The organism is Kitasatospora sp. NPDC093102 (assembly GCF_040683915.1).
Lineage (GTDB): Bacteria > Actinomycetota > Actinomycetes > Streptomycetales > Streptomycetaceae > Kitasatospora.
In genome coordinates this window covers 34,152-46,956 of sequence record NZ_JBFBFA010000013.1, presented here as the reverse complement: position 1 = coordinate 46,956, position 12,805 = coordinate 34,152, and the positions used below count along the sequence as shown (strand labels likewise).

The window sequence follows — 12,805 nt, the reverse complement described above, 5'->3', positions numbered from 1 at the left end:
CCCGGTCAGACGTGCGGGACGAGGGCGACCGGGCAGCGCACGTGGTGGATCGCGGCGTGTGCGACCGGGCCGAGGTGGGCGCCGGGCAGGGTGCGGCGGATGCGGCGGCCGACCACGAGCAGCCGGGCCTCGGACGCCGCGTCCACCAGGGCGACGGAGGGGCTGCCCTGGATCAGGTCGGCCGTCACCGACACCTCGGGGCGGCGCTCCCGCCAGGGGTCCAGCCGTTCGGCGAAGAGGGTCCGCTCGACCACGGAGAGCTCGCCCTTCAGCCCGCCGGTGGCCTGGAGCGCCATGTACTCGTTGGTGACCGGTGGCGACCAGACGTGCACCACCCGAAGCGGCGCCCCGCGCCGGGCGGCCGCGTCGAAGGCGAAGGCCAGCACGTCGTCCGTCGGATGGGCCAGATCGAGGCCCACGAGCACCGGGCCCTCGGGGTCGACCGGCTCCGCCCGGACCAGCACCACCGGGCAGTCGGCCCGGCGCAGCACCTCCTGGCTCACCGAGCCGACCAGGAACCCGCGCACCGGGCCCAGGCCGCGCGAGCCCAGGACGAGCAGCGAGGCCGAGTTCGCGGCCGCGTGCAGCGCCTCGGCCGGATCGGTCGGGACGATCGCCGAGGTGACCGGCCCGGCACCGGCCGAGGCGCGCAACTCCTCCGCCCGGAGCGTCAGTCGGTCCATCGCGTTCCGGTAGGTCTCCTCGCTGCCGACCACGTCCCGGTGCGGCCACGGCCAGGCCTGCAGGAGGTCGAGCGGGCAGGCGCGGCGCTGCGCCTCGCGGGCGGCCCACTCGGTGGCGGCGAGGCTCTCGGGCGAGCCGTCGAATCCGACGACGACGGGTCCGGTCATGGTCTGCTCCTCATGCGCGCAGCGTGTCCAGAGCGGCCGTCAGCCGCTGCGCGGCCTCGTCCGCGACCTCGCCCAGCCCGCCCCCGGGCCCCGCCAGGGTGACCATCGTCTGCGGGTCGACGGCCTCCACCACCGTGGCGTCGCCGTCCGTCCGGACCACCACGTTGCAGGGCAGCAGCAGCCCGATGCGGCGGTCGGCCCGGAGCACGCGACGGGCGAGGGCGGGGCTGCAGGCGCCGAGGATCAGGTAGTCCTCGACCTCCACCCCGATCTTCTCGCGCAGGGTCGCCCGGACGTCGATGGTGGTCAGGACGCCGAAGCCCTGCTCCTCGAGTGCGGCGGTGACCGCCTCCACCGCCTGCGCGAACGGCCGGTCGAGCCGTACGCCGAGACCGTAGTCCATGGTTCCTCCGCAAGAGTCCGGGCGGCCCCAGTATCGACGGGCGCCGGGCCCGCCGCCTCCCGGAGCGGACCGCGGCGGGAGAGGCCGACCGGCCGTCGGACCGTGCGCCGTACGGACGGCGGATGAACCTGCCGTGGTGGGCGCCGGGGTGGTACCGGGGTACTACGGGCGCGCCGATGATCGGCCCCCGGTACCACGGATCGGAGCCGATCCCGCACGTAGCGTGGAGGGCGAGGGTGGCCGGGACGGACCGGCCCCGGAGCACAGGGGTGAGCGATGATCGAGGCGCACCGGCTGACGAAGCGGTACGGGGAGAAGACCGCCGTGGACGGGCTGGACTTCACGGTCCGGCCGGGGACGGTGACGGGCTTCCTCGGGCCGAACGGCGCGGGCAAGTCCACCACGATGCGGATGATCGTCGGGCTGGACGCGCCCACCAGCGGTTCGGTGCGGGTGAACGGCCGCCGGTACGCCGAGCACGCGGCGCCGCTCCAGGAGGTCGGCGCGCTGCTGGAGGCGAAGTCGATCCACCCGGGCCGCTCGGCCTTCAACCACCTGATGGCCCAGGCCCACACCCACGGCATCCCGCGCCGCCGGGTCGAGGAGGTCATCGAGCTGACCGGGCTGTCCTCGGTGGCCCGCAAGCGGGCCGGGGCGTTCTCGCTCGGCATGGGCCAGCGGCTCGGCATCGCCTCGGCCCTGCTGGGCGACCCGGCCACGGTGATGCTGGACGAGCCGGTGAACGGCCTCGACCCCGAGGGCGTCCGGTGGATCCGCAACCTGCTCACCTCGCTCGCCGCCGAGGGCCGCACCGTCTTCGTGTCCTCGCACCTGATGAGCGAGATGGCCCTGGTCGCCGACCACCTGATCATCGTCGGGCGGGGCCGGCTGCTGGCCGACACCACCGTGCAGGAGCTCGTCCACCGGGCCGGCGGCGACGTGGTCAAGGTGGTCAGCGCCGACCCGCCCCGGCTGCGCACCGCGCTGGCCGGCCCCGGTGTGGAGATCACCGGCCGGGCGGGCTCGGAGGAACTGCTGGTCACCGGGCGCACGGCCCGCGAGATCGGCCTGACCGCCGCCGAGCAGGGCATCGCCCTCTTCGAGCTCACCCCCCGGACGGTCTCCCTGGAGGAGGCGTTCATGGAGCTGACCCGCGACGCCGTCGAGTACCACGGCACCACCGCCACGGCGCCCGCCGGCACCACCGGCACCGAGACCTCAAGGAGCGCGGCATGAGCGCCATCGCACCGAGCCCGACGTCCGCTTCCGCCGATCCGCGGCCCGCGCGTCCCGTGTACAAGGTGACCGCGGCCCGGGTGCTGCGCTCCGAGTGGGCGAAGTTCTGGTCGCTGCGCTCCAGCTGGATCACCCTCGGCCTGGCCCTGTTCTTCCTGGTCGCCTTCGGCCTGATCGCCGCCTACCAGTTCAAGTCGCGGATGACCTCGGGCCGCCCGATGGACCGGGACTTCGCGGGCGCGAGCACACTGAGCCTGTCCCTGTTCGGCACCAACTTCGCCCAGCTGGCGCTCGGAGTCCTCGGCGTGCTGGTCGCCGCCGGGGAGTACTCGACGGGCATGATCCGCTCCACCCTGGCCGCCGTGCCGCGCCGGCTGCCGGTGCTCTGGTCCAAGGCCGCCGTGTACTGGCTGATCGCGCTGGTCCTCGGCACCGTCGGGGTGTTCGCGGTCTTCGTGGCCGACAGCGGGGTCCTCTCCGGCACCCGCGTGGCGATGACCCTCTCCGACGCCGGGGTGGTGCGCGGCCTGCTGGGCGCCGGGCTCTACCTGGCCCTGGTCGGCGTGATCGGCGTGGCGCTCGGCGCGCTGCTGCGCTCGGTGGCCGGCGGCATCGCGGTCCTGGTGGCCACGCTGATGCTGATCCCCGGGCTGACCTCGCTGCTGCCCAGCTCCTGGCAGAGCCACCTCAGCCCCTATCTGCCCAGCCACGCGGGGGAGGCGATGTTCGCCCTGCACCACGACTCGACCACGCTCTCGCCGGCGGTCGGCCTGGCGGTCTTCCTCGGTTGGACGGTCCTCGCCCTCGGTGCGGCGGCCGTGCGATTGGTGCGCACCGACGCCTGAGAGACTCGATGGGAGGACATCTGTTGCGGCGCCGGGAAGAAACCGGCGCCGCAACGCGCGACCACGACAGCCCGGCCGACAGGGAGGTGCCACCGGTGAGCGAGCACATCACCGCGACGAGCCCGTTCGCGGCCGCCGGCGCACCCACCGCAGGTACACCGTCCGTCGGTACACCGTCCGTCGGCACGTCGCCCGCCGAGACCCTGTCCGGCCACCCCCTGTTCGCCCGCCTGGCTCGGCTCGGGCAGCGGCTGCGCCAGGCGGACCGCGACCACCCCTGGGTGCTCGACGCCGCGGTGGTGGCCGCCGTCTTCCTGGTGTTCTGCCTGCCCGACCTCGTGCCGGGCCACGTCGAGGGCGGCCCGCGCGAGCACCGGTTCGTGCTCGCCCGCCTGCCGCTGCCGCAGACGGCGGCCCTGCAAGCCGGCCTGGTGCTGCCGCTGCTGTGGCGCCGCCGTCGGCCCACGGCGGCCTTCGCCGCGATCATGGCGGTGTTCGTCCTGCAGTGGTCGCTGGACGTCGGCCTGCGCGCCGATGCCGCGCTGCTGGTCGCCCTCTACAGCCTCGCGTTGCACGGCCGGCTACGACACCTGGCATGGTCCTGCGCGGCCATGGCGGTGGCCGTCGCCGTGGTCGCCGTGGCCGTCTCCGGTGGTGGGCTGCCGGTCGGGGACGCGCTGTTCTTCCTGTTCAGCGCCGCGACGGCGGCCGTGGCACTGGGCATCGCCGTGCGCGTCCGGCGCGCCCAGCTCGCCGGGCTGCGCGAACGCGCCGCCCGGCTGGAGATCGAGCGCGACCAGCGCAGCCGGCTCGCGGCCGCCACCGAACGCACCCGGGTGGCCCGGGAGATGCACGACATCATCGGCCACAACCTGTCCGTCATCGTCACCCTGGCCGACGGCGGCGCGTACGCGGCGCAGGCCGCCCCCGAGCGCGGCCGGGAGGCACTGCTGCTGATCGGCGACACCAGCCGGCAGGCGCTCGGCGAGCTGCGGCGGATGCTCGGCGTGCTGCGCGACCAGGGCGACCAGTCCGCCGAGTTCACCCCGCAGCCCGGTATCGCCGACCTCGACGGGCTGTGCGCCCGGATCCGTGCCGCCGGTCCGCAGGTCGTCTACACGGCCGCCGGCGCCCTGGACCGGCCGGACCGCGGCGTCCAGCTGATGGCCTACCGCATCGTCCAGGAGGCGCTCACCAACACCCTCAAGCACGCCGGCCCCGAGACCCGCGCCCACGTGACCCTGACCGTCGGCCCCGACCGGCTGCGGGTGCGCGTCGAGGACACCGGCCCGCCCGGCGGCTCCCGCTGGCACGGGCGCACGCACGGCCACGGCCACGGCCACGGTCACGGTCACGGCCTCGCCGGGATACGCGAACGCGCGGCCCTGTACCAGGGGACGGTCACGGCGGGCCCCGGCCCCGGTGCGGGATGGACCGTGGAGGCCGTGCTGCACCTCACCCCCGACCCGGACCTCACTCCCGGCCTCGACCCCAGCCCCGGCCCGGACCTCACCCCCGACCCGACAGGCGGCCCGACGTGACCACCGTCCTCATCGTGGACGACCAGCCCTTGCAGCGCTACGGCTTCCGCATGCTGCTGGAGAGCCAGCCCGACACGGAGGTCGTCGGCGAAGCGGCCCACGGCGGCGAGGCCGTCCGGCTGGCCGCCGACCTGCGGCCCGACGTCGTCCTGATGGACATCCGGATGCCCGGCATGGACGGCATCGAGGCCACCCGCCGGATCGTCGCCACCGGCGGACGCTCCCGCATCCTGGTGCTGACCACCTTCGACCTCGACGAGTACGCGCACGCCGCTCTGCGCGCCGGCGCCAGCGGCTTCCTGCTCAAGGACGCCCGTCCGGAGGAGCTGCTGGCCGGCATCCGCGCGGTCTCCGTGGGTGATGCCGTGGTCGCCCCCGCCATCACCCGGCGGCTGCTCGACGCCTACGCCCACCGCCTGCCGGTGCGCCCGCCCGGCAGCGCGCCCGCCGCCGACCCGCGGCTGGACGCCCTGACCGACCGCGAGCGGGAGATCCTGGTCGCCATCGCCCAGGGCTGGACCAACAGCGAGATCGCCCAGCGCCTGGTGCTGGCGGAGTCGACCGTCAAGACGCACGTCAGCCGGGTGCTGGGGAAGATCGGTGCCAGGGACCGCGTCCAGGCCGTGATCTTCGCCTACGACCGCGGCCTGACCCGCCCCAACCCGCCGGTCTGACGCCTCAACCTGCCGGTCCGACGCCCCAACCTGCCGGTCCGACGCTGCCGGACGACCGGGGGCGACCGACCTCACCGGGAACGGGTTCGTTCACTAACATCGACCGTGGGATCCAACTGATTTCCGTGACAGAGGAAACGCTTCAGCATGCGCGCGGCCGGCCCGGGATTTCCCGGACAACCCCGGGCGAATGCGTGGAGTGCGGGGATCGAGGAAAGGCGACTGAAGAAGGTGCGCAACCATGACCGCTGAGACGGATGCCGGGCACGGGCCGGTGACGGGCGCCCCGCTGCGGCGGCGCGGTGAGGCGCTGGAGAGCGCCATCCACGAGGCGGTCCTCCAGCAGCTCATCACCGACGGCTACGCCCGGCTGACCATGGAGGGGGTCGCCGCCGCCGCGCAGACCGGCAAGGCCGCGCTCTACCGCCGCTGGTCCTCCAAGGAGGAACTGGTCAAGGACGCCCTGCGGGCCAGCCTGCCGCCGTCCGGCCCGGCCCCCGACACCGGCAGCCTGCGCGGGGACCTGCTGGAGGTGGTCACCAGGCTGCGCGCCGCGATGTTCAGCGAGCTGGGCGCCGCCGTGCGGGCCATCATGAGCGAGCTCGACCACCAGAGGGCGCACGCCTTCGTGGAGATCGTGCTGGAACGGGTGGTCGAGCCGACGACGGCGCTGATCGCCGAGGTGCTGGAGCGCGGCACCGTGCGCGGGGAGGTCCGCCCCGGGGCGGTCACCCCGTTGGTCACCGACCTGGTGCCGGCGCTGATGCTGTACCGGATCAAGATGTGCGGCGGGGAGGACCTGGTGCAACTCGATCCGGCGGCGATCGTGGACGAGGTGCTGCTGCCGATCGTCCGTCCCTGACGGCGCTGCCCCGGGGAGCGGCAGGGCGTTCGGCAGCGGCCCGCGGACTTCCCGGTGGTCATCGGCCGAAATCCCGCGGGTGTGTTCCGGGGGGAATTCCCGCGGGATTCGGCAGCGGTACCCCGCGCTCGGGGCCCGCTGTGACTCGGGGCCCGCTGTGACCTCGGCTCCGCTGTGACCTCGGGCTCCGCTGCGTCTCAGGCCCCGCTGTGGCGGAGCATGTCCTCGCGCTCGACGACCTTGACCCGCTCACGCTGCTCGGCCTCGCCGAGCGCGCGCTCGTGGGCGTCCAGCAGCTGCCAGCCCGCCCAGGTGGTGAAGCGGACGCCCTGCGCGCGCAGGTGCTCCTCGACGGCCGCCGGGTCCGGCTCGACGGCGCCGGGCAGGCGGTCGGCCGCGTGGTCCTCCAGCAGGCAGGCGACGGTCTCGTTGGCGTCGCCCTTGGTGTGGCCGATCAGACCGACCGGGCCGCGCTTGATCCAGCCGGTGACGTACGTCGCGGTGCGGTGCGAGCCGTCGCCGTCCAGCACCCGCCCGGCCTGGTGCGGGACGGTGCCCGAGGTCGGGTCGAAGGGCAGCTTGGACAGCTCGTCGGAGTAGTAGCCGACCGCGCGGTAGACCGACTGCACGTCCCAGTCGGTGAAGCGGTCGGTGCCGCGCACGTTGCCGGTGCCGTCCAGCTCGGTGCGCTCGGTGCGCAGGCCGACCACCCGGCCGTCCTCGCCGAGCACCTCCACCGGGGACTCGAAGAAGTGCAGGTACACCCGGTGCGGGCGGTCGCCGACGTCGCGGATCGCCCAGTTCTCCAGCGTCGAGGCGACCAGGTCGACGTGCTTCACCGCGCGGCGCTCGGCGATCGAGCCCTCGTCGTACTCGATGTCCTCGGGGGCGACGATCACCTCGATGGTGGGGGAATGGCCCAGCTCGCGCAGTTCCATCGGGCTGAACTTGGCCTGGGCGGGGCCGCGACGGCCGAAGACGTGCACCTCGACGGCCCGGTTGCGCTTGAGGCCCTCGTACACGTTCGGCGGGATCTCGGTGGGCAGCAGCTCGTCGGCGGTCTTGGCGAGGACCCGGGCGACGTCCAGGGCGACGTTGCCGACGCCGAGCACGGCGACCTTCTCGGCCTCCAGCGGCCAGGTCCGGGGCACGTCCGGGTGGCCGTCGTACCAGGAGACGAAGTCGGCCGCACCGTAGGAACCGTCGAGGTGGATGCCGGGTATGTCCAGGGCGCGGTCGGCCATTGCGCCGGTGGAGAAGACCACCGCGTCGTAGAAGCGGTGCAGGTCGTCCAGGGCGAGGTCGGTGGGGTAGTCGACGTTGCCGAAGAGCCGGACCCGGGGCTTGTCGAGCACCTGGTGCAGGGCCGTGACGATGCCCTTGATGCGGGGGTGGTCGGGCGCGACCCCGTATCGGATCAGACCGAACGGGGCGGGCATCCGTTCGAACAGGTCGATCGAGATACCGGGCGTCTGGGCGGCGTCGGACTTCAGCAGGGCATCCGCGGCGTAGATGCCGGCGGGGCCGGCTCCGACGATCGCGACTCGGATCGGGCGGGGCATGACGGTTGGTGTCCTCCGGTCGGGCGAGGCCAAGAATGATCTGAATCTTTGTACCAAACCCTACGGATGACCTGGGGAGTAGGCGGCGATGATTTTTTAGGTCATAGGGATGATCTATGGGTCAGGGGTCGTCGGAGCAGGAGCACCACGGCGACGACCACGACAGCTGCCACGATTCCGACCTCCCCGTCGCGGCGCAGCCGCCCCGGGACCGGAGCGGCCCGGTCACGCGGTGCGAGCCCTGCCGGCGGACCGTGCGGGCCGGTAGCGTCGCGGGGTGACCGCTACGACCGACTCCCCGGCGGCGGGCTCCGGCTGCGCCCGGCCGCCGCTGGTGACCCGGGCGCTGTTGCTGCGCTTCGTCTCCCTGCTCGGCTCCTCCGTCGGCTTCAACCTGCTGCTCTCCGCCGTGCCGCTGTACGCCCGGGAGTCCGGTGGCGAGCACGCGGCGGGTCCGGCGACCGGCGCGCTGATGCTCGCCACGGTGGTCGGCGAGCTGGCCGCCCCGTCGCTGACCTCCCGGTTCGGCTACCGCCCGGTACTGGCGGCCGGGTTGGTGCTGCTGGGCGCGCCCGCGCTGGTCCTGGTCCGGACCGGCGGCATGGCGGCGGTGGTGGCAGTCTGCCTGCTGCGCGGACTCGGCTTCGCGGTCACGCTGGTGGCGGGCGGGGCGCTGACCGCCGGGCTGATCCCGGCCGAGCGGCGCGGGGAGGGGCTCGCGCTGGTCGGCCTGGTCTCCGGGGTGCCCGCCGTGTTCGGTCTGCCGCTCGGTGTCTGGCTGGCCGAACACCTGGGCTGGGCCTGGGTGTTCGCGATCGGGGCGGCGGCGCCGCTGGCCGCCGTCGCCTCCGTTCCGGCGCTGCCCGACCGCACCCGGGCCGCCGGGCCGACGGTGGGCCTGCGGGACGGGCTGCGCAGCGGCGCGCTGCTGCGCCCCGCCGCGGTGTTCGGCGCCACGGCGCTGGCGGCCGGGATCCTGGTCACCTTCCTGCCGCTCGCCGTGCCGTCCGCCGCCGCGGTGGCGTTGCTGGTCCAGACCGGGGCCGCGACGGTGGCCCGCTGGCTGGCCGGGCGGTACGGGGACCGGCGGGGCGCGGCGGGGCTGGTGCTGCCCGCCCTGCTCGTCTCGGCGGGCGGGGTGCTGCTGCTCGGCTGGACGGGCAGTGCGGTCGCGGTGGTGGCCGGGGCCGCGGTGTTCGGCGCGGGCTTCGGCGTCGCGCAGAACGCGACACTGGCGCTGATGTACGCGCGGGTGCCGCCCGCCGGGTACGGCACCGTGACGGCGCTGTGGAACGTCGCGTACGACGGCGGGATGGGTGTCGGCGCGGTCGCGTTCGGGGCGGTCGCGGGCGGGACGGGCTACCCGTGGGCGTTCGTGCTCACGGCGGCGGTGATGCTCGCCGCGCTCGCCCCGGCCCGGCGGGACCGCCGCCGGGGCCGGGGGAGTGCGAGAGGCGCCTGAGGTGGGCCCGGTGCCGCCGTCAGGCGCGGAAGGCGTCCGCGTGCTCGGCGGCGAACTCGGCGAAGGGGCGCGGGCGGCGGCCGGTCAGCTTCTCCACGTCCGAGGTCACTGCCGAGGCGAGCCCGGCCGCGTACAGCCCGTACAGTTCGACCATGCCCTCGGCCCGCCAGGCCTCCCAGCCCATGGCGAGCAGGCCGTCCAGGGCCTGCTCCGGCGTGAGCGCGGTGTAGACGACCGGGCGGCCCGCGACGGCGGCCAGCTGCTCGGCCAGTTCCGCGTGGGTGAGCGCGGCCGGGCCGGTCAGGGTGTAGACCGCGCCCTCGTGGCCGTCGGTGGCCAGCACCGCCACGGCGGCCGCGGCGACGTCCCGGGCGTCGACGTACGACACCGCGCCGTCGCCGCCCGGCAGGGCCAGCGAGCCGGCCATGACGGTCGGGGCGGTGCCGAGGAAGTTCTGGTGGAAGCCGTTCGGCGCGATCACCGTCCACGGCAGGCCGGAGGCCTTCAGGTGGTCCAGGCCGCTGAGGTGCGAGCCGATGAAGCGCACGCCCTCCGGGCGCTGCTCGACGCCGGCGGCCGCGTGCAGCACGATCCGCGGGCGGCGGCCGGTGCGGACGGCGGCGTCGATCACGTTCCGCTCGTGCGTGACCATCTCGGGGTGCACGGCGACCAGCAGGTAGACGGTGTCGGCCCCGGCGAGGGCCGCCTCCAGCGAGCCGGGGTCGGTGAAGTCGGCGGCCACCCGTTCGACCCCGGCGTCCCACTCCGCCGGCGCCGGCGCACCGCTGTCGCGCACCAGCGCGCGCACCGTCTCACCGCGCTCCCGCAGCCCCACGACCACCTTGGACCCGACCGTGCCGGTGGCACCCGTCACGACGATCACGGATGGCACTCCTCCCCGTTGCGGACGCGGACCTGATTTCACGTCAGGCCGATGATCGCAGCCGGGCACTGGGCGATCAAGGCCGGGGTCCGGGTCCGCGGACGGTTCGTACGGAGTCGGAGAGCCGGGTGGCCGGCGTCACGGACCGACACGCACGGGACCGTGCTGTTGCTCGACTTGCCGCAGGCCGGGCGCTTGGATGGATCCGGCCTGGTCAATGCCCGGACGCGGCCCGACGGCCCCCGGCAAGCCGAGGAGTCACCACCGTGAACGACACCCCCGACCCCGCCGTCGTGGCCCGTCGGATCGCCGAGCGGCGCGAGCAGCTGGGCCTCAGCGAGGAGGCGCTGGCCAAGCGGGCCGCGATGGCCCCCCGCTATCTGCGGTGCCTGCTGGACGCCGGGCCCGCCTTCGACCCGGCGGGGTTCGTCCGGATCGCCGCCGCCCTCGACAGCACCCGCAGCGAGCTGCTGTCCGGCCGCGCCGACGCCCCGCCCGGCCAGGGCGGCGCCGGCCCGCGCCCCCGGCTGCTCGACCTCACCGAGCCGGAGTGCTGGCAGCTGGTCGGCAGTCACGGCATCGGCCGGATCGGCCTGCCGGTCGAGCCGGGGCCGGTGGTGCTGCCGGTCAACTACGTGGTGGACCAGGGCTCCTTCGCCTACCGCACCGGCGAGCACGACGCCGCCGCGCCGGAGGACGGGGCCGCGGTCTCCTTCCAGGTCGACCACATCGACGAGTACCTCGGGCGCGGCTGGAGCGTGCTCGCCCTCGGCCCGGCCCACTACGTGGACGACCCGGCCGAGCTCGACCGCCTGGCGGGCCTGCCCGGTGCCACCCCCTGGGCGGGCGGGGCGCGGCCGCGCTGGGTGCGGATCCGTCCGGAGGAGATCAACGGCCGGCGGCTGGTCGCGGGGTGAGGCACCCGCCCCCGCGCCGCGCCCGGGCCCGGCGCACCGCCGGAAAGTGACGGGCCGGGGCGAGCAGGGCCGGCAGGTGCTGTACCGCCGCAGGGCGTTGGGCGCCGGCTGCCGGCGGGCGGGCCCGGGGACCGTGACCGGGGCGGCGGGCACCGGCACGGCCCGTGGACGGGCGCCCCGATGACTGGTAAGCAGGCTGGGGGCGGCCGCCGTCCTGGTCGCCGTCCGGGACGAACTACCAGGAGAGCAGGGGCGATGCGAAGAATTCTGATCGTCGGCGCCGGGCAGGCCGGACTCCAACTGGCCCTGGGGCTACAGGCCCACGGATACGACGTGACGGTGCTGACCGACCGCGGCCCGGAGGAGGTGCGCGGCGGGCGGGTGATGTCCTCCCAGTGCATGTTCGACTCCGCGCTGCGCACCGAGCGTGCCCTCGGCCTGGACCTGTGGGCCGACCGGGCGCCCCGGATCGAAGGCCTCGGGGTGTCGGTCGCCGGGCCGGGGTCGGAGCGGGCGATCGACTGGGTCGGGCGGCTGGGCGCCTACGCGCAGTCCGTCGACCAGAGGCTGAAGATGTCCACGTGGCTGGAGCTGTTCGCGGAGCGCGGCGGCCGGGTCGAGCTGCGTCAGGTGACCGCGAGCGACCTGCAGAACCTGGTCGGCTCGTACGACCTGGTGCTGGTCGCGTCCGGAAAGGGCGCGCTGGCCTCGCTGTTCGAGCGCGACCACGAGCGCTCCCCGTACGAGCGGCCGCAGCGCGCACTGGCCGCCAGCTACGTGCACGGGCTCGGGCCGCGCCCCGAGCACGACTTCCCGGCGGTCCGCTGCAACCTGGTGCCGGGCGTCGGCGAGCTCTTCCTGGTGCCGGCGCTGACCGAGGCCGGGCCCTGTGACGCCCTGGTCTGGGAGGCCCGGCCCGGCGGTCCGGCGGACGCCTTCGACGGGATCCGCGATCCGGCCGAACACCTGCGGGTGACACTGGAGTTGATGAAGACATTCACTCCCTGGGAGTACGAACGCACCCGGTCCGGCGTCGAACTCACCGACGCCGGTGCCACACTGGCCGGTCGCTTCACCCCGGGGGTGCGTCGCCCGATCGGCGAACTGCCCGGCGGTGGCACGGTGCTGGGCGTCGCGGACGTGGTCGTCCTCAACGACCCGATCGCCGGTCAGGGCTCCAACAACGCCGCCAAGTGCGCCGCCGGCTACCTGGAAGCGATCCTCGCCCACGGTGACGAGCCTTTCGACCGCGCCTTCCAGCAGGCGGCCTTCGACGGGTTCTGGCGGACCGCCACCCCCGCCACCGCCTGGAGCAACGCACTGCTCGCCGCGCCACCCCCGCACGTCCTCGAAATCCTCGCCGCCGGGGGTGCACTGCCCGCCGTGGCCCACCGGTTCGCCAACGCCTTCGACGACCCGGCGGACCTGGAGGAGTGGTACTTCGACCCGGCCAAGGCGGCCGCCTACCTCGCTTCGGTCACGGCGGACAACTGAACGGTCAAGCTCTTCCCAAGTCCCGTACAAGCGCGCATCGTTGATGGTGGGTTCTTCTCGCCCCCGGACGAGGGG

At 74.6% G+C, this 12,805-nt stretch carries 12 protein-coding genes; 8 read left to right on the top strand and 4 right to left on the bottom strand.

Translation table 11 applies throughout. The annotated features are described in order from the left end of the window. Nucleotides 1–5: 5 nt before the first annotated feature. Nucleotides 6–851, bottom strand: coding sequence for a universal stress protein (locus AB0O11_RS19470; protein WP_363388190.1), 846 nt, complete (start codon nucleotides 849–851; stop codon nucleotides 6–8). A 10-nt stretch (nucleotides 852–861) separates the two neighbouring features. Further along, entirely contained in the window at nucleotides 862–1,254 is a 393-nt protein-coding gene (locus tag AB0O11_RS19465; RefSeq protein ID WP_363388187.1) for a DUF302 domain-containing protein, read from the bottom strand. Nucleotides 1,255–1,530: 276 nt separating this feature from the next. On the opposite strand from AB0O11_RS19465, the gene AB0O11_RS19460 reads away from it, so the two are divergent. From AB0O11_RS19460 to AB0O11_RS19440, 5 genes are all read left to right on the top strand, one after another. Beyond that, complete coding sequence (locus tag AB0O11_RS19460) at nucleotides 1,531–2,490, top strand: ATP-binding cassette domain-containing protein (protein WP_363388185.1); 960 nt, start codon at nucleotides 1,531–1,533, stop codon at nucleotides 2,488–2,490. Continuing rightward, nucleotides 2,487–3,335, top strand: a complete 849-nt coding sequence (locus tag AB0O11_RS19455) for an ABC transporter permease (protein ID WP_363388182.1) — start codon at nucleotides 2,487–2,489, stop codon at nucleotides 3,333–3,335. The genes AB0O11_RS19460 and AB0O11_RS19455 overlap by 4 nt, the downstream gene beginning before the upstream one ends. Nucleotides 3,336–3,538: 203 nt before the next feature. Beyond that, nucleotides 3,539–4,876 (top strand): histidine kinase, encoded by a 1,338-nt coding sequence (locus tag AB0O11_RS19450; protein ID WP_363388386.1) that lies wholly within the window; start codon nucleotides 3,539–3,541, stop codon nucleotides 4,874–4,876. Then, entirely contained in the window at nucleotides 4,873–5,550 is a 678-nt protein-coding gene (locus AB0O11_RS19445) for a response regulator transcription factor (protein WP_363388179.1), read from the top strand. The genes AB0O11_RS19450 and AB0O11_RS19445 overlap by 4 nt, the downstream gene beginning before the upstream one ends. A gap of 241 nt (nucleotides 5,551–5,791) precedes the next feature. Then, complete coding sequence (locus tag AB0O11_RS19440; RefSeq protein WP_363388176.1) at nucleotides 5,792–6,412, top strand: TetR-like C-terminal domain-containing protein; 621 nt, start codon at nucleotides 5,792–5,794, stop codon at nucleotides 6,410–6,412. Nucleotides 6,413–6,609: 197 nt separating this feature from the next. Here AB0O11_RS19440 and AB0O11_RS19435 read toward each other — a convergent pair whose 3' ends face one another. Next, nucleotides 6,610–7,974: an FAD-dependent oxidoreductase gene (locus tag AB0O11_RS19435; RefSeq protein WP_363388173.1), complete on the bottom strand. Its 1,365-nt coding sequence runs from the start codon at nucleotides 7,972–7,974 to the stop codon at nucleotides 6,610–6,612. A gap of 277 nt (nucleotides 7,975–8,251) precedes the next feature. On the opposite strand from AB0O11_RS19435, the gene AB0O11_RS19430 reads away from it, so the two are divergent. Beyond that, nucleotides 8,252–9,436: an MFS transporter gene (locus AB0O11_RS19430; protein ID WP_363388170.1), complete on the top strand. Its 1,185-nt coding sequence runs from the start codon at nucleotides 8,252–8,254 to the stop codon at nucleotides 9,434–9,436. 19 nt (nucleotides 9,437–9,455) lie between these two features. On the opposite strand, the gene AB0O11_RS19425 is transcribed toward AB0O11_RS19430, so the two are convergent. Continuing rightward, entirely contained in the window at nucleotides 9,456–10,319 is an 864-nt protein-coding gene (locus tag AB0O11_RS19425; RefSeq protein ID WP_363388167.1) for an NAD(P)H-binding protein, read from the bottom strand. A 266-nt stretch (nucleotides 10,320–10,585) separates the two neighbouring features. On the opposite strand from AB0O11_RS19425, the gene AB0O11_RS19420 reads away from it, so the two are divergent. Beyond that, nucleotides 10,586–11,236: a pyridoxamine 5'-phosphate oxidase family protein gene (locus AB0O11_RS19420; RefSeq protein WP_363388164.1), complete on the top strand. Its 651-nt coding sequence runs from the start codon at nucleotides 10,586–10,588 to the stop codon at nucleotides 11,234–11,236. Between the two features lie 255 nt (nucleotides 11,237–11,491). Next, on the top strand, nucleotides 11,492–12,730 hold the full coding sequence (locus tag AB0O11_RS19415) for a styrene monooxygenase/indole monooxygenase family protein (RefSeq protein ID WP_363388162.1): 1,239 nt from the start codon (nucleotides 11,492–11,494) through the stop codon (nucleotides 12,728–12,730). Nucleotides 12,731–12,805: the final 75 nt, after the last annotated feature.